The organism is Streptomyces sp. NPDC003035 (assembly GCF_042888285.1).
Lineage (GTDB): Bacteria > Actinomycetota > Actinomycetes > Streptomycetales > Streptomycetaceae > Streptomyces.
In genome coordinates this window covers 31,600-51,652 of the sequence record NZ_JBIAPJ010000003.1, presented here as the reverse complement: position 1 = coordinate 51,652, position 20,053 = coordinate 31,600, and the positions used below count along the sequence as shown (strand labels likewise).

The 20,053-nt window shown below is 70.6% G+C and carries 16 protein-coding genes and 5 pseudogenes; 7 read left to right on the top strand and 14 right to left on the bottom strand.

Going from position 1 to position 20,053, the window contains the following annotated elements; translation table 11 throughout:
- The first annotated feature begins 63 nt into the window (after positions 1–63).
- Both ACFYV5_RS09920 and ACFYV5_RS09915 read left to right on the top strand, forming a co-directional pair.
- On the top strand, positions 64–1,458 hold the full coding sequence (locus ACFYV5_RS09920) for an NADP-dependent succinic semialdehyde dehydrogenase (protein ID WP_389166519.1): 1,395 nt from the start codon (positions 64–66) through the stop codon (positions 1,456–1,458).
- 998 nt (positions 1,459–2,456) lie between these two features.
- Positions 2,457–2,846, top strand: coding sequence for a DUF6193 family natural product biosynthesis protein (locus ACFYV5_RS09915; RefSeq protein WP_389166514.1), 390 nt, complete (start codon positions 2,457–2,459; stop codon positions 2,844–2,846).
- Between the two features lie 9 nt (positions 2,847–2,855).
- On the opposite strand, the pseudogene ACFYV5_RS09910 reads toward ACFYV5_RS09915, so the two are convergent.
- Positions 2,856–3,338 (bottom strand): annotated as a pseudogene (locus tag ACFYV5_RS09910) (IS5 family transposase); the annotation flags it as partial.
- A gap of 51 nt (positions 3,339–3,389) precedes the next feature.
- On the opposite strand from ACFYV5_RS09910, the pseudogene ACFYV5_RS09905 reads away from it, so the two are divergent.
- Positions 3,390–3,668 (top strand): annotated as a pseudogene (locus ACFYV5_RS09905) (IS630 family transposase); the annotation flags it as partial.
- A gap of 284 nt (positions 3,669–3,952) precedes the next feature.
- Here the strand turns inward: ACFYV5_RS09905 and ACFYV5_RS09900 are convergent.
- A complete protein-coding gene (locus tag ACFYV5_RS09900) occupies positions 3,953–6,334 on the bottom strand; it encodes a hypothetical protein (RefSeq protein WP_389166512.1) in 2,382 nt (793 codons plus the stop codon).
- A gap of 217 nt (positions 6,335–6,551) precedes the next feature.
- On the opposite strand from ACFYV5_RS09900, the gene ACFYV5_RS09895 reads away from it, so the two are divergent.
- On the top strand, positions 6,552–7,094 hold the full coding sequence (locus tag ACFYV5_RS09895; RefSeq protein ID WP_389166509.1) for a hypothetical protein: 543 nt from the start codon (positions 6,552–6,554) through the stop codon (positions 7,092–7,094).
- Between the two features lie 147 nt (positions 7,095–7,241).
- On the opposite strand, the gene ACFYV5_RS09890 is transcribed toward ACFYV5_RS09895, so the two are convergent.
- Positions 7,242–8,255, bottom strand: coding sequence for a PHP domain-containing protein (locus ACFYV5_RS09890; RefSeq protein ID WP_389166506.1), 1,014 nt, complete (start codon positions 8,253–8,255; stop codon positions 7,242–7,244).
- Positions 8,256–8,264: 9 nt separating this feature from the next.
- A complete protein-coding gene (locus ACFYV5_RS09885; RefSeq protein WP_389166503.1) occupies positions 8,265–10,352 on the bottom strand; it encodes a SpoIIE family protein phosphatase in 2,088 nt (695 codons plus the stop codon).
- A gap of 63 nt (positions 10,353–10,415) precedes the next feature.
- Between ACFYV5_RS09885 and ACFYV5_RS09880 the strand changes: the two are divergent.
- Positions 10,416–11,350: pseudogene (locus tag ACFYV5_RS09880) on the top strand (AfsR family transcriptional regulator); the annotation flags it as partial.
- A gap of 88 nt (positions 11,351–11,438) precedes the next feature.
- On the opposite strand, the pseudogene ACFYV5_RS09875 reads toward ACFYV5_RS09880, so the two are convergent.
- Positions 11,439–11,588, bottom strand: a pseudogene (locus ACFYV5_RS09875) (siderophore-interacting protein); the annotation flags it as partial.
- Positions 11,589–11,639: 51 nt separating this feature from the next.
- Entirely contained in the window at positions 11,640–11,783 is a 144-nt protein-coding gene (locus ACFYV5_RS09870) for a hypothetical protein (RefSeq protein WP_389167897.1), read from the bottom strand.
- A gap of 146 nt (positions 11,784–11,929) precedes the next feature.
- On the opposite strand from ACFYV5_RS09870, the gene ACFYV5_RS09865 reads away from it, so the two are divergent.
- Both ACFYV5_RS09865 and ACFYV5_RS09860 read left to right on the top strand, forming a co-directional pair.
- Positions 11,930–12,130, top strand: a complete 201-nt coding sequence (locus ACFYV5_RS09865; RefSeq protein ID WP_355112652.1) for a hypothetical protein — start codon at positions 11,930–11,932, stop codon at positions 12,128–12,130.
- A 174-nt stretch (positions 12,131–12,304) separates the two neighbouring features.
- Positions 12,305–13,489 (top strand): acyl-CoA dehydrogenase family protein, encoded by a 1,185-nt coding sequence (locus ACFYV5_RS09860; RefSeq protein ID WP_389166499.1) that lies wholly within the window; start codon positions 12,305–12,307, stop codon positions 13,487–13,489.
- Positions 13,490–13,507: 18 nt separating this feature from the next.
- Here the strand turns inward: ACFYV5_RS09860 and ACFYV5_RS09855 are convergent, their stop codons facing one another.
- The 8 genes and pseudogenes from ACFYV5_RS09855 to ACFYV5_RS09820 all read right to left on the bottom strand — a co-directional run bounded on the left by ACFYV5_RS09855 (position 13,508) and on the right by ACFYV5_RS09820 (position 20,040).
- Complete coding sequence (locus ACFYV5_RS09855) at positions 13,508–13,789, bottom strand: pyrimidine/purine nucleoside phosphorylase (RefSeq protein WP_389166496.1); 282 nt, start codon at positions 13,787–13,789, stop codon at positions 13,508–13,510.
- A gap of 168 nt (positions 13,790–13,957) precedes the next feature.
- Positions 13,958–14,533 carry a YciI family protein gene (locus ACFYV5_RS09850; protein WP_389166493.1) on the bottom strand — a complete coding sequence of 192 codons (576 nt, stop codon included), beginning with the start codon at positions 14,531–14,533 and terminating at the stop codon, positions 13,958–13,960.
- Between the two features lie 191 nt (positions 14,534–14,724).
- Positions 14,725–14,913 (bottom strand): annotated as a pseudogene (locus ACFYV5_RS09845) (CoA-transferase); the annotation flags it as partial.
- Positions 14,914–14,929: 16 nt separating this feature from the next.
- Positions 14,930–15,736, bottom strand: coding sequence for an SDR family NAD(P)-dependent oxidoreductase (locus ACFYV5_RS09840; RefSeq protein ID WP_389166490.1), 807 nt, complete (start codon positions 15,734–15,736; stop codon positions 14,930–14,932).
- Between the two features lie 14 nt (positions 15,737–15,750).
- A complete protein-coding gene (locus ACFYV5_RS09835; protein WP_389166487.1) occupies positions 15,751–16,722 on the bottom strand; it encodes a fumarylacetoacetate hydrolase family protein in 972 nt (323 codons plus the stop codon).
- 249 nt (positions 16,723–16,971) lie between these two features.
- On the bottom strand, positions 16,972–17,904 hold the full coding sequence (locus ACFYV5_RS09830) for a VOC family protein (RefSeq protein ID WP_389166484.1): 933 nt from the start codon (positions 17,902–17,904) through the stop codon (positions 16,972–16,974).
- A gap of 1 nt (position 17,905) precedes the next feature.
- The gene (locus ACFYV5_RS09825) at positions 17,906–18,913 is read right to left on the bottom strand and encodes an amidohydrolase family protein (protein ID WP_389166481.1); all 1,008 of its coding nucleotides are present in this window, start codon (positions 18,911–18,913) and stop codon (positions 17,906–17,908) included.
- A complete protein-coding gene (locus ACFYV5_RS09820; protein WP_389166479.1) occupies positions 18,910–20,040 on the bottom strand; it encodes an FAD-dependent oxidoreductase in 1,131 nt (376 codons plus the stop codon). Before ACFYV5_RS09820 ends, ACFYV5_RS09825 begins: the two co-directional genes overlap by 4 nt.
- Positions 20,041–20,053 lie beyond the last annotated feature (13 nt).

The window sequence follows — 20,053 nt, the reverse complement described above, 5'->3', positions numbered from 1 at the left end:
GATTGCGGTGCGCGACGGCGCGCGGGAGGGTTCCTGTGGGGCGGACGGGCAGGAGGAGACGACATGGGTATCGCCACCGTGAACCCCACGACCGGTGAGACGCTGCGTACCTACGACGCCCACGGGCACGACGAGGTCGAGCGGCGGATCGCCGCCGCCCACGAGACCTTCCGGCAGTACCGCACCACCTCTTTCGCCGAACGCGCCCGCCTCATGCGGCGTGCCGCCGACCTTCTCGACGAGGACGCCGAGGACATCGCCCGCACGATGACCACCGAGATGGGCAAGCCGATCGTGGCCGCCCGCGCCGAGGCGGCCAAGTGCGCGAAGGCCATGCGCTGGTACGCCGACAACGCCGAGGCCCTGCTCGCCGACGAGCACCCCGCCGAGGCCGACGTCCACGACTCCGGGGCCGACACCGCTCGCGTCCACTACCGTCCCCTCGGCCCGGTCCTCGCCGTCATGCCCTGGAACTTCCCGCTCTGGCAGGTCGTCCGGTTCGCCGCGCCCGCCCTCATGGCCGGCAACACCGGGCTCCTCAAGCACGCCTCCAACGTCCCCCAGACCGCCCTCTACCTCGGCGATCTCTTCCGCCGCGCCGGATTCCCCGGAGGCTGCTTCCAGACCCTCCTCATCGGCTCCGGAGCGGTCGAGGCCGTCCTGCGCGACCGCCGGATCGCCGCCGCCACATTGACCGGCAGCGAGCCCGCCGGGCGCTCGGTCGCCGCCATCGCGGGCGACGAGGTCAAGAAGACGGTCCTGGAGCTCGGCGGCAGCGACCCGTACATCGTGATGCCCTCCGCCGACCTCCCGCGCGCCGTCAAGACCGCCGTCACCGCACGTGTCCAGAACAACGGCCAGTCCTGCATCGCGGCCAAGCGGTTCATCGTCCACACCGATGTCTACGACGACTTCGCCGAACGCTTCACCGCCGCCATGAACGCCCTGACGGTCGGCGACCCCCTCGACGAATCGACCGACATCGGCCCGCTCGCCACCGAGCGGGGCCGCACCGACCTCGAGGAACTGGTCGACGACGCCGTACAGAAGGGCGCTACCGTCCTGTGCGGCGGAGCACGCCCGGAGAACCGGTCCCGCGGCTGGTTCTACAAGGCGACCGTCCTCACCGGTATCACCCCCCGGATGCGCATCCACCTGGAGGAGACCTTCGGCCCGGTCGCCACCCTGTACCCGGTGTCGGACATCGAGGAGGCGGTGGCCGTCGCCAACGACTCCCCCTTCGGCCTCAGTTCGAACGTCTGGACCCGAAGCGACGAGGACATCGACTTCTTCGTACGGGACCTGGAGGCCGGCGGCGTCTTCGTCAACGGCATGACGGCCTCCCACCCGGCGCTCCCCTTCGGCGGCGTGAAGCGCTCCGGCTACGGCCGGGAGCTCTCCGGTCACGGCATCCGCGAGTTCTGCAACGCGACCACCGTCTGGCAGCGCCGCGCCTGACCACTTCCTGGTGGCCGTGCGTGCCTCTGGGGCCCGCGTCGCTAGGTTCTGTCCGGCCGATCATGGCCGGAGCCAGATGATGATCGCTGTGGCGGTGACGGTATCCAGGTAGGCGTAGGCGCGTTTGTCGTCGTTCTTGAGCTTGAGGTGGCGGATGCCGCGTCGCCGCAGGTACCGGCGGGTCCGGCGGCTGCTGTGGGCGCCTCGCCTCCTGCACCACCTCCACCAGACGGGCGCGTGGCCTCGCCCACGGGACCCCGATCTGGTGTGCCATCGCCACCCCGTGGTGGGAACGGATCGAGGTGAGTCGACTGAGATGCCCTAGTCGATCCCGCTGGCAGGAACGGCTCCAGGCGTCGGCACTCCGCCTCTGTCAGATCCCCCCGACCCGTCATACCGAGGACCAACGATCCACTGGACGGCATCGGCACGGTCAGCACCTGCGATGCCACCATGCCAACTCTGGATCTGTCGTGGGCTCGTGGAGCGTTCGTTTGAGTAGCACCTCGTCCAGGCGCTCGACCTTCACCCGCAGTTCGGCGGCGGCCCTCGGCGGCAGCATGGACAGAGCCTCTTGCAGTTTGTCTCGGGCCCAACCCTCGCCGCAGCACGGGCAGGTGAACTGGGCCTCCCACCACCTCCACCGGCGTTCGGTGCCATGGACGCGGACCGACCATACGCTCAGCGCGACAGACACAATGCCCGGCGCCAGGCTGCCCCGCTCGAGCATGCGGACGGCCGCATTCGCCGCCCCCGACAGGCCAGGGACATCGCGATAACGCGCCCAGGGGCTCCTCCAGCCACGTTCCCGCGGCCGAAGTGAAGCTGGCGTTCTACGCGGCACGGCCCCTTCGAATATCAATCATGGACGGCATCCTCCCACAGCGAAGATCGAGAGGACTGCTCCTAGGGCCTGTTGGGAAAGTCGCAGCTTTTGACCGCTCGCCGAGAAGCTGAGTCGGTTGTGTGCTGACCTTGGGGCGTCGAAGATAGGGGCCATGTCTGAAGCCCCCGATGTCGCGACAGCCTGGTGCTGGCTCTTGGAACGCAGGCCGGGCACGCGGGGAGCCATGCATGACTCCCTGCCTGTCGTCGTTGAGGCCGCGCATGCTGAGCCGCGCTTGCGCGGTCTCTATCCCTTCCCGACTCACGGCACACTGCACTTCCTGCGCAGCGCGCCGCCGTGGCTTGAACCAGGCCACGACGACCTCCCCTTCATTCTGTACGGCGGACCGCCATACAAGGTCTACTCATCCGGCTACGCCGACCTCCTTGGCGAGGCCGCGACGCCGGCGGAAGCCGCCGCTCTCGCGGTGAGACACTTGCCGGCGAACGTGGTCATGGACAGCGACGCGTCGCGCGGTGAGACACCCGTTTTGGGCGACTGAGCCTGAGGCTCATAGCCACTCGTTGAGAACTGCGACCAGCACCGTGGCTTCGTAGCGGACGGCGAGTTTGTCGTATCTGGTCGCCACTGCCCGTCGCCTTTTGAGGCGGTTGATTCCGCACTCGACAGCGTGGCGTTCGCGGTAGTCGGTCTTGTCGAAAGTTCGGCGGCCTGCCGCCGCGGGAGCCGAGCTTGGCCCGGTTGCTGGCACGATCTGCAGCGATGGGAATCGTGGCCTTGATCCCGCGTCGTCGCAGGTAGGAGCGGTTACTGCGGGAGTCGTATGCCTTGTCCGCGCGGACCCGGTCCGGACGTTTGCGTGGTCGCCCAAGCCCCAGCCGAGGCACCCGAATCGCCTCCAGAACCGGCTCGAACTGCGGCGAGTCACCACGCTGCCCGGCTGTGATCACGATCGACAGAGGCTTCTGTCCTGCTCCACCGCAAGATGAATCTTGGTGGTCAGCCCGCCCCGGGAACGTCCGAGTCCGTGATCGGCTGGTTCGGCAAAGACCCCACCGGGCGGCTCCTTCTGGAGATCCCCCGGGCAGCGCGGAACAAGGTCGAGCTGTGCTTCACCCCGACCTACGCGTCCTGGGCCAACCCCATCGAGGCTCACTCCGGGCCACTGCGGCAGCTCACCCTGGCCAACTCGAACCACCCCAACCGCACCGTCCAGACCCGGGCACTGCACGCCTACCTGCGCTGGCCCAACGCCAATGCCCGCCACCCTGACGTCCTGGCCGCCCAACGACGCGAACGCGCCCGCATCCGCAGTGAGAAAGGCATCCGCCGGGGCGGTGAACCGCTACCCAACGCGGTGTGACCGCCCACCCCGGCAAACGTTGCCGGTCACACCTCTGATGAAGATGCCGGTAAGGACCATGGCGACGCCAAGCACGAGAGCGATGATCGTGCTGCGCCACAGCCACCTCGGCATGGTCTCGTGGTGCAGACGTGGAGGGCTGCTGACCGAAGCGAACGTAAGCGTTTCGATCGAAAGGACTGCGGTCGATTTCGACTCGACCCGCCGAGGCGGCCGGGACATGCGAGAGGGCCCCTTCCCGCGGGAAGGGGCCCTCTGCTGGTCCTACACGTCAGTGCGCCGGGTCAGTGCTCGGTGCGGGTCTGGCGGCGGCGCCACCAGACGAGTGCGCTGCCCGCGGCGGCCAGGGCGGCGGCGATGCCGCCGATGAGGCCGATGGGCGTGTCGGATCCGGTGTCGGCGAGGTCGCCGTCAGGGTCCTTCGTGCCGGGCCCGCTGGTGGCGGGCGGCGACGTCGGGTCCGTCGGGTCGGGATTGCTCGGCGTGGGGGTGGGCTTGTCGGTCGGGTCGGGCTTCCCGGGGTCGGTCGGTGTCGGCGTGGGGGTGGGGTCGGGCCTGCCGTCGTCGGTCTTGGCCGACCCGTTCCCGCCGAGGAACGCGATGTCGGCGTTCCGGGCGGACGTCTCCGCGCGGACGGAGTCCTTCGTCTCCTTGGGGAGGGTGCGGTGCTGGGTCTGGAACTCTACGGGGGTGATGTTCCGCTTGGGAGCCTTGGAGAAGTCGACGCCGCCGACGAAGAAGGTGTAGATCCGTCCGTCTGCGAGGGGCCATTCGTAGGTGAAGTCACCCTTGGTGAAGGACTTCACCATCTCCTTCCACACGGTCCGCTTGTCCCAGTCCGCGTGGGGGGCCCGCAGGGGCCACCGCTTCAGATCATTGCTGTTGATGATCGGCCGGAAGTCGGTGGGCGTCTTGGCGTCCTGGAGGCGGATCCACTCGGCGGCCACGCGGGACTTGTAGACGCGCCGCAGGTCGGCGTACTTCGCCTCGGTGTTGATCTGCTTCTGCACGTGCGGGACGAGGAGACGCGTGATCAGGCGGTGGCTGTAGTCCTTCTCCGCCTTGGTCAGCTTTGTGTCGCAGCGCTCGCCGTTCGGCGGGGTGCTGAACTCCATCGCCGCGTGGTTGACCTTCAGCGGCGCGTCCAGGATGTAGATGCCGCCGTCCTGCTCGCGGACCTTCGCCGGGCCGGGGACGATCCAGTTACGGCCCGACCCCCAGCAGGGGACGCCGTTGACCTTGGGGGCGGCGTTCATGAACTCGCGTCCGGGGGACTTCTTGGGGTCCATGGCGCGGGAGAAGTCCCGCTTCATCTCCATGTCGGCTTCGAGGAGGACACGACCGGTGTCGGTCTCACCAAAGCCCTTGTCCATGATCGTCTCGGGCTGGTCCGGGTTGAGGTTCACCCACATGCGGTCCGGTGTGAGGGCCAGCCACGTGAACAGGGCGTCGGAGGCCAGTTCGAGCTTCGCCTGACCACCCCAGCCCGGGTTGGTGTCCTCGTCGTCCACGAAGTCGGCCTTCATGGAGTAGTCCAGGCCCTTCCCCTTGACGGGGTTGCCGACGTACTGAAGTTCCAGGGTGGAGAAGTCGACGCCACCGGGGCCGCGGCCGAGCGCGCCCCGGGTGTCGATCTGGTTGTACTGGTTCTGGAGCTGCCGGGCCTGCGCGGGGTTCTTCCCCGAGCCGTAGGCGAGCGAGTTGATCGGCCCCTGCGTGCCGATGTTCGGCTTGGGGGAGAACGGCATGTACGTCTTCGTGTACTTCGTCTGGGGATACACGCCCTTGGCGGTCGCGCGGCGTTCGGCGATCCGGATCGGGTTGTTCCCGGTGCCACGTTCGCCGCGGAGCTTGGCGTTCTCCGCCTTGTACTCGCGGGTGGTGACGTTGTTGGGCTTCTCGCCGGTGAACATGGTGAACTTCGACTTCGTGAAGTCGTACTTCGCGTCCTTGTGGCGAAGGATGATCTTGTCGTTGGCGAACTGGCCCTTGATGCGCTTGCCGTTGGACTTGAACTCGCCCAGGTCGCCGGTCCGCTGGTTCCACGCGTCGTAGCGGCGGGAGGCGATCTTGTTGCCGTTCTTGTCGAAGATCTCGACCTTCACCTCACACAGCCAGTCGGGCCCGATGAGGTTGTAGTCCTGGACGGTCTTCCGCTCGAAGACACCGCCCTTCTCGCGGACGTGCTGACCGCCGATCAGGTGCTGGGGCACCCACTTGGCGAACGGCTTCGGGGTTCCCTTCGTGTCCCGCTTGTAGCGGTTGTAGCGCGCCCAGATCGCGCGCTTCATGTCCTCGGGGTTTTTCGACGCGGCGTACGCCTTGTCCCACTTGTCGATGTCCGCCCGGCTGTACCCGGCCGCGTTCAGGTCGGCTTGGGTGGGGGTGGGGACGTTCTCGAAGCCCTTGTAGAAGAGGTTGAAGTAGTATTCCTCGTCCGGGCCGGACCGGGTCCAGTGGTGCTGCCCGGTCGGAGCGCCGGAGTTGTTCGGGGTGCGGGGGAACGCCTTCTTCAGGTGCATGGTGTCGCACCTGCCGCCGGAGCTGACCTTGGCGTAGTCACCGGGCGCAGCCTGCGCGGCGCCCGGGAGACCGACCAGCATCATCCCCGCCGCCGCGGCGACCGCGAGACACGAAGTCAGGCGCCGCCGTATGCGGGTGGTCATGGATTTTCTCACGTACATGTCCCTGGGTGGGGGCTCATGGGACAGAGAAGGAACCGGGCGGCGTAAGGGCCCCCGTGGCTTGCCACCCGTTCGCCGGCCAGCCTAGCCACTGACGGCACGCCAGATGCAACAGGTTCCTTCACGGGGCGTGTGTCAACTCAGTGAAGAGTACGGCCCGTTGGGCCTGTGTCAGCACGGCCCGCTACCGTGATGTCCCATGAGCGACGACGTGAACCCCACCGAACACCCCACCCGTCACCCCGAGCTGATGGCGTGGCTGCTGGAACGCCAGAACACCTTCCCGTCCTGGGCCGACCAGGCCGGGGGCGCCGCGCTGTTCGACTTCACCCCGGCCTCCCTCGACGTCCTCGACACCCTGATCCGCGAGACCGCCAGCGGCCTGGATCAGCTCACAGAGCAGCGCCGGACCCCGTTCGTGCAGGGCGCCGTGTGGTACGTCGGCGAGATGATGTGCCGCACCCACGGGATGGTGTGGCGATACACGCCGGAGCCGTTGGACGAGGGCGGCTATCCGCCGCTGTTCGACCCAGCGGACACCCCGGCCCTCGACACCCCCAGTGTCGCCTTCCCGGATGCCGGGCCGGATGAGGGGTTCTACCCGCTGAACATCCTGTGCCGGATCCTGGAAGACGAAGACTCCTCTGGTATGCCGATCGATGAGCGCCTGGTCGACGTCCTCGACCCCGCATACCTCAAAGACGACGACGAGGACGAAGATGACGAGGACGACGAGTTGTGACCGCCCACACCGGACAAGGCGCCTACCGAAGCCGAACGGGTCGTTATCACCCTGGTCGAAGCACAGCTCCTCGGCTGCTGGTGACCGAGCAAGGATGGCCGCACCCTTGTCTGACACCCAGTAGTCACATGATCGGCCGGACACGTCCTAGCCATCCCGCGTCCACCGCAGCAACTTCTCCGCCGACCATGTGTTGATCACCCGCTCCGCCGGCACCCCGCACTCCTCCGCCCGCGCACAGCCGAAGATCTGCCACTCCAACTGCCCCGGCGCGTGCGCGTCCGTGTCCACCGCGAACCACACCCCGGCCTCCACCGCCCGCCGCAGGAGCCGCCGCGGCGGATCGAGCCGCTCCGGACGGCTGTTGATCTCCACCGCCGTCCCCGACTCGGCACACGCCGCGAAGACCCGGTCCGCGTCGAACGTCGACTCCGGCCGCAGCCGTCCCCCGCTCACCAGCCGCCCCGTACAGTGCCCGAGGATGTCCATCAGGGGATTGCGTACCGCCTTCTCCATCCTCCGGGTCATCGCCGGCGCGTCCATCCGCAGCTTCGAGTGCACCGAACCGACCACCACGTCGAGGCGGTCGAGCAGCTCCGGCTCCTGGTCCAGCGAACCGTCCTCCAGGATGTCGCACTCGATCCCGGTCAGCAGCCGGAACGGCGCCCACTCCTCGTTCAGCCGTGCCACCACGTCCAGTTGCTCGCGCAGCCGGTCCGGCGACAGCCCGCGGGCGACCTTCAGGCTCGGCGAGTGGTCGGTCAGGACCGCCCATTCATGGCCGATCCCCGCCGCCGTGCGACCCATGTCCGCGATCGGGCTGCCGCCGTCCGACCACTCGGAGTGCAGATGACAGTCGCCGCGCAACGCCGCCCGCAACGTCTCGCCGCCGCTGACCGCCGGCACGTCGATCTCGGCCTCCAGGCGTGCCAGATACTCCGGCACCCTGCCCTCCAGGGCCTCCCGGATCACCGCCGCCGTCTTCGGCCCGATGCCCTTGACCGACTCCAGGGTGCCGGCCGCCGCCCGCCGTTCCGCCTCGCCGTCCGGCAGGGCCGCGATTGCCGCGGACGCGGTACGGAAAGCCTTGACCCGGTACGTCGGTGCCTGCGAGCGCTCCAGGAGGAACGCGATCCGGTCCAGCGCCGCCACGGGATCCATGCGGTCACCTCACCCTCGACCAGGTGTTTCGGCCGCGGCCGGCACCTGCGCCGGACCGATCTCGCACCACACCGCCTTGCCCTCGCCGCGCGGCTCCACACCCCACCGCGACGCCAGCGCGTCGAGGAGCAGCAGACCGCGCCCCGAGGTCGCCGCCTCGCCCGGTGTGCGCCTGCGGGGCCACGCGCTCGACCGGTCCTGCACGGCGAGCCGCACCCGCCGCACCGGCTCGGGCAGCACCTCCAGCGTGAGCACCGCCCCGCCCTCGGTGTGCAGCAGCACGTTCACCAGCAGCTCGCCCGTCAACAGTTCCGCGTCGTCGGCCAGTTCGGGCATCCCCCAGTCCCGCAGCGCCTGGCCCACCGCCGCCCGCGCGTCCGACAGACCCTGCGGATCCGCCTGGTGGACGTACAGGTGGATGCGCGGCGCCCTCGGCGTCCCCGGGTCCGGGCTGCGCCGCAGCACCAGCAGGGCCACGTCGTCACCCGCGCCCCACCGCTCCCACAGCTGCTCGGACAGATGGTCCGCGAGCGCCTCCGCCTGCGGGGGACCGCTGCTCACCGCCTCCGACAGCGCGTTCAAACCGGTTTCGATGTCCGATCCCGGCTGCTCGACCAGGCCGTCCGTGTACAGCACCAGCGTCTCGCCCGGCACGAGGTCCAGCCGTGTCTCCGGGAACTCCTCGTCCCCGAACACGGTCGCCAGACCGAGGGGAAGCCCGCCACGGAGCTTGGGCTGCCCGACCCGGCCGTCCGTGTGGCGGATCATCGGCCCCAGATGCCCGGCGCGCACCGCGCGTACCGTTCCGGTGCCCAGGTCCACCTGGGCGTAGGTGCAGGTCGCGAAGCGGTTCGTGTCGAGCTCGGCGAGGAAGCGCGAGGCCCGGGCCAGTACGGTCGAGGGGGCATGGCCCTCACCCGCGTACGCCCGGAGCGCGATCCTCAACTGGCCCATGATGGCGGCGGCATGGGTGTCGTGGCCCTGGACGTCGCCCACCACGATGCCGACCCGGCTGCGGGGCAGCGAGATCACGTCGTACCAGTCGCCGCCGACCCGCCGGCCGCTCCACGCCGCGTGGTAGCGGACGGCGATCTCACCGCCGGAGATCACCGGAATCCGACGGGGGAGCATCGTCTCCTGCAGGCCGGTGGCCAGCTCGCGCTCCTCGTCGAAGAGGAGCGCGCGCTGGAGGGACTGGGCGACGATCGCCGCGAGACCGAGCAGCAGATTGCGCTCGTCGGCGTTGAAGGACGAGCGGCGCCGGTAGAACAGCGCCATCCCGCCGAGCGACCGGGCCTGCGCGACGAGCGGCAGATAGCAGGCGGACGCGAACTTCAGCCGCTCGACGTACGGAGCCAGCTCCGGGTAGTCCCGTCCGAGCGTGGAGACCGTGGGCACGAACCGCGGCCGCCCGCTCAGCACCGCCTCGGCCAACGGCAGCCCCCGCTCCAGCCGGCGCGAACGGAAGTCGTTCAGGACGTCCAGCGACTCCCCGCTCAGCGCGATGAGGTTCAGCGAGCCGTTCTCCACCAGGCCGAGCGCGAGCCCGTCGACGCCGAGCCGGGCGAGCCCGCTGGGGCCCGTCAGCGCGGCCGTCACGTCGTCGACCGTCACCGCGCGCGACAGCGCGTGCGTGGTCCGCTCCACGATGTTGGTCTGCACCTCGCGGCGCTTCTCCAGCTCCAGCACGAACGCGGAGTGCGTGACCTCGGCGGTGGTGTCCCGGACGACCCCGACGATCCGGTGCGCCCAGCCGTCCGGCGAGCGCAGAATCCGTGCCTGCACATGCGTCCACTGGGGTGAACCGTCGTCGTCCTCGGTGCGGAACTGTGCGGAGTACGAGGTCTCGCCACTGGTGATCGCGCGGCGCACGACCGCGTCGAGCCGGGCCCGCTCCAGGGGGCCGAGGCGCCGGACGAGCGAGTCGGGGCGCCCGTCGAACGTGCGCCGGTCCAGCCCGAAGACCAGCAGCCCGGCCTCGTCGACGTCGATCGTGCCCGCGTCGAGGTCCCAGTCGAAGCTGCCGGTCCGATTCATGGCGAGCCGCTCGGTGGGCCCGATCTCACCACTGCGCGTGCGCCGGTCGTCGTCGGTCATCCCCCCCATTGTCGAACCGGCACCCCTCCGACGCCATGGCGGCGACACGCGGCGTGCCGGAGAATTTCCGGCCCGGGGCAGAATGGGCCGGTGATCCCGCGCTACCGCGTTCTCGGCCCGAGCCGCGCCCTCCGGGCCGACGGCCAGGAGGCCCTGCTCAGCGGAGCCCGGCTCCGGGCCCTGCTGGCCGCGCCGGCGGCGGCGGGCGGCCGCGGCGTCGGCGCGGGGGAGCTGATCGACCGGATCTGGGAAAACGGCCCGCCCCAGGATCCCACCGGAGCGCTGCAGGCGCTGGTCGGGCGCCTGCGCCGGACGCTGGGGCGGGAGGCCGCCGCCGCCACGACCGGCGGGTACCGGCTCGCCGCCGGCCCCGAGGACATCGACCTCCACGTGTTCGAACGACGGGCCGCCGAGGGGTCCGGCGCGCTCGCGACGGGGGACCCGGCACGGGCGGCCCGGCTCCTCGACGGTGGGAACCGGCGGTGTCGGCAAGACCCGGCTCGCCCTGGAGGCCGCCGAGCGGGCCTTTCCGCACTGGCCGGACGGTGCACGGGTCGCCGAACTCGCCTCCGTACGAACGGAGTCCGACGTCGCCTCCGCCGTCCTCACCGCACTCGGCGGCAGGGAGACGCAGCTGTGGAGCGGGACGTCGGTCGCGGAGCCGGGCGATCGTGACGCGCTCACCCGGCTCGTGGAGCACTGCGCGTCGCGCCGGCTCCTGCTGGTCCTCGACCACTGCGAGCACGTGGTCGCCGCGGCGGCGGAACTGGTGGAGCGGCTGCTGGTCCGCTGCCCGGGGGTCACCGTGCTCGCCACCAGCCGAGAGCCACTGGGGCGTACGGCGGGTGGAGCCGCTGCCGCAGGACGGCGCGCTGCGCCTGCTGGCGGAGCGCGGCGCGGCCGCGCGGGCCGGCTTCGACCCGGCGGACGGCCCCGAGGCGCGCGCGGAGATCTGCCGACGCCTCGACGGCCTGCCGCTGGTGATCGAATGGCGAGCGCCGGGAGGGAGCACCCGTCGGCGACCAGCAGGGTCCAGTCCGCCGCCCCGACGGCGACCGGCTGGGCGATGTGCTCCGACGGGCCGAACATCCCCAGCGTGTCGCCGGGCCGCGTGGCCCGCGCCCAGCGTGTCGCGGGACCCTCTCCGCCCTTCCCGCCCTCCCCGTGGAGGAAGAAGTCGATGTCCACAGTGGCCGCGGCCGGATCATGGGCCCGGAGGTGTAGCTGCGCATCCAGGCACGCTCGGCCTCCGGAATCGCCCCGTACGCCGCGTACCAGCGCATCACGTCACCGTCCGGGTCCGCGGCGGCCGGCGAGCCGGAGGCCGGAGAGGGTGTCGTCGCCGAACGTCACCCTGATCGTGCGCGGGGTGACCGGCCGGACGGCGACGACCCGGACGCGGCGGAGAGGGAAGGGCTGGGACTGAGGCATCGAGGGCTCCCGTGTGTCGTGGCTCGGCCACCCACGTGTCGGCGGCGTGTCGCGGGAGCGGGCGGCGGGCCGCGGCCCGGCCCGGATGCGGGACGGGTGGCCGGACACGAGAATGGCGAGAGCCGGAAGAACTAGTAGGAGGCGGCATGAACGCTGAGTCCGACAAGACATCTCCGGGGGAGAGCCCGACGCCCGATCGCCTCTTGCACGCCGGGTCGGAGGGCGAATACACGGCGGAGGACCTGGTCCTCGCCTCCGGGCGTGACGTGAATCCGAAGAACCTCGCGTGGGCGGAGCGCCGCATGGCGCAGAAGGGACGCGCTTCCCTGGACGAGCTTCTGCCCTGAACCCCGTACCCCTCTCGGACCCCGCGCCACCGCCTCGGTCCGGCCACCCGGTCGGGCCGGGGCGGTGCGTGCCTCGGGTGCCGGGCCGGTCACGGGGCTTCCCCATTTGTGGAACACGTTCTACCGTGGCGCCGTCGCGCGCACGGTACCCAGGACGCCGCCACGGGAGGCCCCATGCACCTCGAGTACACGCCCGCCCAGCACCGCCTGCGCGAGGAGCTGCGTGCCTACTTCGCCGAGCTCGTGCCCGAGGACGTCCACGCCCGGTACGCCGACCGCGCCGCCCAGAAGCGGTTCTACCGGGAGACCGTGCGCAGGCTCGGCACCGACGGCTGGCTCGGGGTGGGGTGGCCCACCGAGTACGGCGGGCGCGGGCTGAGCCCGATGGAGCAGTTCATTTTCTTCGACGAGGCCGCCCAGGCCGGTGTCCCACTGCCGCTGATGGCCCTGAACACCGTCGGTCCCACGATCATGCGGTTCGGTACGGACGAGCAGAAGGCGTTCTTCCTGCCGAAGATCCTCTCCGGCGAGATCGACTTCGCCATCGGCTACAGCGAGCCCGACGCGGGCACCGATCTCGCCGCGCTCAAGACCCGCGCGGTCAGGGACGCGGAGGGTGACGCGTACGTCGTGAACGGACAGAAGATCTGGACGACCAACGGCGACACGGCCGACTGGGTCTGGCTCGCCGTCCGTACCGACCCGGACGCCCCCGCCCACAAGGGCATCACCATGCTGCTCGTCCCGACGAGCGACCCCGGATACTCCTGCACGCTCATCAACACCCTCGCCTCGCACGACACCACCGCCAGTTACTACGAGAACGTCCGTGTCCCCGTCTCCCACCGCGTCGGCGAGGAGAACAAGGGCTGGCGGCTGATCACGAACCAGCTCAACCACGAGCGCGTGACGCTCGCCGCCCACGGCACGATGGCGATCCGGGCCCTGCACGACGTCCAGCGCTGGGCCTCCGACACCAAGCTCGCCGACGGCCGCCGCGTGATCGACCTCGGCTGGGTGCGCCGCGGCCTCGCCCGTACGCACACCAGACTCGACGCGATGAAACTCCTCAACTGGCAGATGGTGAACGCCGTCCAGCACGGCACCCTCACACCCCAGGACGCGTCCGCGGTGAAGGTCTACGGCTCCGAGGCCCGCCGCGACGCCTACGCCTGGCTCATGGAGGTCGTCGGCGCGGCCGGAGCCCTCAAGGAGGGGTCCGCCGGGGCGGTCCTCCACGGCGAACTCGAACGGGGCTACCGCTCAGCCGTCATCTTCACCTTCGGCGGCGGCAACAACGAGATCCAGCGCGAGATCATCTCCTGGATCGGGCTCGGCATGCCCCGCGTCCGGCGCTGAGGGTACGCGCCGGCGAGGTCAGCGGTATTCGCAGAGGTAGGCGGTCTCCACCGTGACCTTGAGCTGGAACCTGCTGTCTCCGGGGACCTTGAAGTGGTCCCCGCCGGCGAAGGTCTGCCACTCGTCGGCGTCGGGCAGCCTGACCGTCAGCGCGCCGCTGACCACGTGCATGATCTCCGGAGCGGCGGTGCCGAACTCGTATTCACCCGGTGCCATGACGCCGATGGTCGCCCGGCCTTGCTCCTGGGTGAACGCGATCGACTTGACCGTGCCGTCGAAATACTCGTTGACCGTAAACATGGGCGTCCTCGGGGAAATCAGGCGGAAGAGGGGGCCGGGGCATCGCACACCGACCGTCGGGCAGGGGGAACCTTAACGGGACAGGGGCAGCCGGCGGGCGGCCCCCCAAGCCGGTCTCACGTGCTGGACGCCGCAGGCCCCAGCCCGTTCGGCCGGCTCGCCGGATGGTCAGGTCGTCGGGCGGCCGCCGAAGAACCAGTCGTGGACCTCGATGTCGGCGTACCGCTCGGGGGTCCGCAGGACGGCCGCGGCCGTCGCCGCGTCCGGGGCGCGGACCAGGGCCGCCGTGCCCACCCAGGTGGTGCCGTCGTCGGACAGCAGGGGGCCGTAGGCGATCAGGTCGTCCCGGTCGGACGGCTCGCTCGGGGCGGGCGGAGGGGTGAGGTCGACGGGCTCGCCCTCCCCAAAGCCCAGGACCAGGTAGCGGTTGCCGCCCTCGCGGCCGCCGGGGAACTCCCACATCGTCCGTCCCAGCGTGTTGCGCCACCGCCGCAGCAGGACGTCCCGATACACCCCCGCCTGGTAGTTGGGCTCGTCGAAGGCGAACGCCCGGGCCGTGGCGGCGTCGGGCAGGTCGACGATGTGCACGCTCCCGGTGCACCTCTCGCCCGCCGCGTCGAAGGTCGGCCCACGCGCGATCAGCTGCTTCGCGAAGCCGTCCATGTACGCCCAGTGCGCCTCCAGCAGTGCCTGCCGCAGGGGCATGGATCCGGACCGGTCACGGTGATAGCAGAGGAATTCCACGGACCCAGGATGGTCGCCCGGAACGATCATGTCGAGAGAATTGCGCCGCGACGTGTGCCGGTGAGGCCCGGCATGGTGCTCCAGCCGGAACGTGTCGCCCACCGCTCCAGCCCGCCCGGCCTTCCATGAGGCCGCCCGCGCCGTCGGCCCCGCCCGGCCCCGCCCCGCCCGCGCGGGACGAGCTCGACCTCAACGCCGAGACCTCGGTCGTCGACTCCGCAGTTGTTGGACACGACACTGAGGCCGGCGGCGCCCTGGGAGTGCAGGGCGCGGATCAGGGTCTCGGGGATGCCGCCGAGGCCGAATCCCCCGGCGGCGAGCGATGCGCCGTCGGGGATGTCGGCGACGGCATCCGCGGCTTCACGGATGACCTTGTCCACGGTTCCGGAGTTCCTTTCAGGTGAGGGGATCGGCAGCACGGCCGACCACCGCCGTCGACGACGAGGTCGGTGCCGGAGCCGTAAGCGGCGTCGTCGGAGGCGAGGAGGAAAACAGCGTGTCGGACACGGACTTCACGCCTCCGTGCGAGGTGAGTCCGCCGTCGACGGGTATCTCGGCGCCGGTGATGAACGACGACTCGTCGGACAGCAGGAACACGACCAGCGGTGTGATCTCCTCGACGCTCCCGACGCGGCCCAGCGGCGTCTCGCGGATGTTCGCCTCACGGAAGGCCGGCGCGGCCGAGGCCGTCATATCCGTCTCGATGAACCCGGGATGGATCGTGTTCACCCGGATCCCGCGAGGCCCCAACTCCATGGCGGCGGTCTTCGACAGGCCGCGCAGCGCCCACTTGCTCGTCGTGTACGCCACCGGATAGTGGGCGGTCAGTGCGGCGGAGGAGCCGACGTTCACGACCGACGAGCCGGGCGGCATCAGCGGCGCCAGATGCTGCATGCCCAGCAGGGGACCGTTCACGTTGACGGCGTGGACACGGCTCATGTCCGTGGTGGTCACCTCGTCCAGCCGGGCACGCCAGGTGACGCCGGCGTTGTTGACGAGGCCATGGACGGCCCCGTACGACGCGCGCAGGTGATCGGCGAGATCGGCCCAGTCCTCGGCCAGGGTGACATCGAGCCGCCGTACGCTGTCCCCGCCACCCCGCACATCGGTGGCGACGACCGTGGCACCTTCGCGCTCCAACGCCTCGGCCTCGGCAGCGCCCTGGCCCCGTGCCGCGCCCGTGACGACGACGACCCTTCCCATGAGCCGCCCTCCGTTCACGGCCGCTCCCGGTCGCGGCGCCGTCCGCGGGGCAGCTCGACCGGGGCCGTGCCGGGCACGACGCGGGTGGTGAGGGATCCGAGGCCTTCGACGGTGAGGGTGACCGTGTCACCCGGCTTCAGCGGCGGCGGAACCTGTTCACCGCGTCGGCCCCACAGTTCGGCGAGGCAGCCGCCGTTGCCGCAGGTACCTGATCCGAGTACGTCGCCGGCGACGATCCGGGTGCCGCGCGAGGCGTAGGCGGTCATCTCCTCGAAGGTCCAGCTCATGTTGGACAGCAGGTCGCTGCCGACCTTCTCGCCGTTGACCTCGGCGGTCAGCGCGAGCCGGAGGAAGCCCTCGGCGTCACGGTAGGGCTCCAGTTCGTCGGCGGTCACCAGGTAGGGGCCGAGGGTGGAGGCGGTGTCCTTGCCCTTGCACGGGCCGAGGCCGACCCGCATCTCGGCGGACTGAAGGTCCCGTGCGGACCAGTCGTTGAAGATCGTGTATCCGATGATGTGGTCCCGTGCCGTCTCCGGGGTGAGGTCCCCGCCGTCACGGCCGATGACGGCCGCCACCTCGAGTTCGAAGTCGAGCACGGAGGACCCGGGAGGCATCGGCACGTCGTCCTGGGGACCGTAGATCGCGTGCGGACTGGTGAAGTAGAAAGTGGGCGCCACGTACCACTGGTCGGGCACACCGGCTTCGCCGCTCACGGATCGGCGTACGCCCTCGACGTGCTCCTCGAAGGTGACGAAGTCCCGCACGGACGAAGGCTGCAGGGGCGGCAGCAGCCGCACCTGGGAGACGTGCGGACCGGGCGGCACATCGAGCGCCGCCGCGCCGGCGGCGAGCAGGCCGGCGAGGCCGTCGGTCTCACGGATCAGATCGGTCAGGGAGGCGACCCCCGGCACGGGGAAGAGCGTGCCGTCGGCCTCCACGACGGCGACGCGGCGGCGATGCCGGTACGCGAAAGAGGCGAAGCGCATGGTGCGGCTCCAAAGGGAAGAGGGAGGTCGGACACGGGGCCGGGCTGCCCTGGACGAAGAGGAACGCCGGCGTCGGCCTCCTCGGGACAGCTCCGGCCTCGTGGTCCGGGGCCGGAACGCGGCGGCACGAGTCAGGGCGGGACACTGCCGCCGCGCCCCGGGGATCAGATGGGCCGGTTCTGGACCGGCGGGGCGGTTCTGGACCGGCGGGGCGGCGGCGACGGCCGACGGAGCCGTACCGCCGCGGTTCTAGACCGGCGGGGCGACGAAGCAGCCGCGGTCGGGGTCGTTGAAGGACTCCTTGGCGACCAGCTCGTTCATCGGGTTCGCCGTGCCCCACTGGTCGGTGACCTCGGGCTGGGAGAAGTCGTAGACGTGGGGGTGCCAGGTGTCCTCGTCGAGCTCCTCCAGCTCGGTGGTGTACTCGACGGTGTTGCCGTGGGGGTCGAGGAAGTACGTGAAGGTGTTGTCGCCCGCCATGTGCCGTCCCGGACCCCAGATCTTCTGGAAGCCCGCGCGGATCACGCGCCCCGAGCCGCGCATGTACTCGTCGATGCCGCGCATCTCGAAGGAGACGTGGTGCAGGGAGGTGTGCGGACCCTTGGCGAGCGCCATGGAGTGGTGCTGGTTGCTGATCCGCATGAAGTGCATGACCTCGCCCATGTGGGGCGAGCTGAGGGTGTCGGACAGCGCGAAGCCCAGGTGCCGCTCGTACCAGGCGCGGGTGCGGTCCAGGTCGGGGGAGTTGAGGACGACGTGGGAGAGCTTGACCGGGATGGCTTCCTTCTCCTCGATCTTGCGGTGCTGCCGGACCTCGACGTCGGCGGAGACCTCGATGGTGCGGCCGTCGACGTCGAAGAAGCGGAAGCCGTATCCGCCGCCAGGGGTGTCGACCGTCCCCGGCCGGGAGATCAACTCGACTCCGCCCGCCAGGAGTTGCTCGGCGAGCGTGTCGACGTCCGTACGGTTCGCGGCGCCGTACGAGACGAGGTCGAGGCGCTTCTCGGCGGCCTTGCGCAGGCGGACCACGTACTGCTCCGGGCTGCCCTCCGCCGCGAGGAAGGAGATGCCGGAGTCCTCGACGACCTTGGTCAGGCCCCAGACGCCGGCGTAGAAGTCGAGCTGCTTGTCGTAGTCGGGCACGGCGAGGTCGACGTGCCGCAGGTGGGTGAGCAGACGCATGTCAGTCCTTTCGCTCCAGCTGGAGGAGGGCGGTGGCGTTGGCGCCGCGGATGGCTTCGACGTCGGCCTCGGGCAGGCGCGCGGCCCGGAGGGCGCCGACGGGGTCCTCGGCGCCCATGTCGAAGGGGAAGTCGGAGCCGAGCAGGACGCGGTCGGCGCCGGCGGCTTCCACCAGCGCCCGCAGGACCCGGGGATCGTGTACGAGCGAGTCGAAGTACAGGCGCTCGAGGTAGCTGCTGGGCAGCCGCGCGCAGCCGGCCGACGCGTCCGAACGCGCGCGCCACGCGTGGTCGCTGCGGCCGATGTGGGTGGGCAGATAGCCGCCGCCGTGGGCCGCGACGATCTTCAGCCCGGGATGCCGGTCGAGGACCCCGGAGAAGATCAGGTGCGAGAGGGCGACGGCGTTCTCGGTGGGCTGGCCCACGGTGTTGGACAGGTACCACTGGTCCAGGCGCTCGTCGAGCGTGCAGCCGAACGGGTGGAGGAAGATGATCGCCCCGGTCTCCTCGGCGCGCGACCACAGCGGCTCGTAGGCCGGGTCGGACAGCTCCCTGCCCGGAGCGTGACTCGAGATCTCCGCACCGGCCAGCCCCTGCTCCAGCGCGTGGTCGAGGGCGGCGACGGCCTGCTCGGGGTGCTGGAGCGGGATCAGCCCCAGACCCCGCAGACGGTCCGGCGCCTCGGCGCAGTGGGCCGCGGTGGCCTCGTTGGCGAGGCGGTAGACCTTCTCGGCCGTCGGGACGTCGGCCCAGTAGTGGTAGTGCGACGGCGACGGACTGACCAGCTGGACGTCGACTCCCTGCGCGTCCATGCCGGAGAGGCGCACCGTCACATCGGTCATGCGGGGCAGCCGGTCGCGGACCATCGGACCGCTGACCGCGAGCGCGGCGGGCCCGTTGCGGCGGGCGTCGAGATCCCTGGCCCGCGCGTGCCCGGGGCGGCCGGCGACGAGGGCCTCGATCTGGGGCAGGAGGACGTGGGCGTGCACGTCGACGGTGGGTGCGGTCACGGCAGTTCCCTGAGCATCGTCATGGTGCGGGCCATCAGGCCGGGCACGTCGGCGTCGCGGACATGGTCGAGCTGCCACCGGCCGATCTGTACGGACGCCTCCACGACCGGGCGGACTCGCGTGATCCGGCGTTCGTAGTAGGTCTGGAGAAGCTCCTCGTCCCAGTCGTCGGACTCGGTGAGCAGCTGGGCGAGGACCCATGCGTCCTCCAGGGAGAGCGCGGCGCCCTGGGCGAGGGTGGGCGGGCAGCAGTGGGCGGCGTCGCCGACCAGGACGACCCGGCCTCGGTGCCAGGAGCCCTCGATGAGGAGACGGTCGAACCACGTGTAGTTGACCTTGGACGGGTCGGTGATCGTGGCGGTGATGGTGGGCCACGCTCCGCCGTAGGCCCCGGCCAGCCGCCTCATCTCCTGGGCGTACGACGCGGGGGGTATGGAGGCGCGGTCGCGGTTCTGCTCGACGACGTACGCGTAGAGCGTGGTGTCGCTGGTGGGGCAGTAACCGGCGATGAAGGCCGGGCCGCCGTACGCGAGGTCGGTGCGCTCGACGCCGACGGGCCGCGGGGCGGCGACGCGCCAGATGGCCATGCCGGTCGGTTCGGGCTTGTCCGTGATTCCGATCTGCGCGCGGGTGGCCGAGCCCAGCCCGTCGGCGGCGATGACGAGGTCGTAGCGGTGCTCGCTGCCGTCGCTCAGCCGGACGGAGACGCCGGTCGCGTCCTGGTCCACGATCGTGGCGGTGGTGCCCAGGCGGACGGTGGCGCCGCCGGCGCGGACGGCGTCGATCAGGATCTGCTGCAGGTGCGGGCGCTGCATGCCCACGGTCGCCGGCAGGTCGTCGCCACCGGTCCGCAGGTCGCGCTGGACGTGCAGGACGGTGCCGTCGGGCGCGGTGATCCCGACGGAGCCGAAGGCGAAGCCGGAGGTCTTGACCTGCTCCCAGACGCCCAGTTCGCGCAGCACGCGCAGGGCGTTGCCCTGGAGGGTGATGCCGGATCCGCCGGTGGCGTTCCAGTCGTCCTTCGCCTCGACGAGGTCGACGCCGATCCCGGCGCGGCGCAGCAGGATCGTGACGGCGTTGCCGGCCGCGCCGCCGCCGATGACGAGAACCTTGCGGGGTGTGCTCATGGGGAACTCCCTC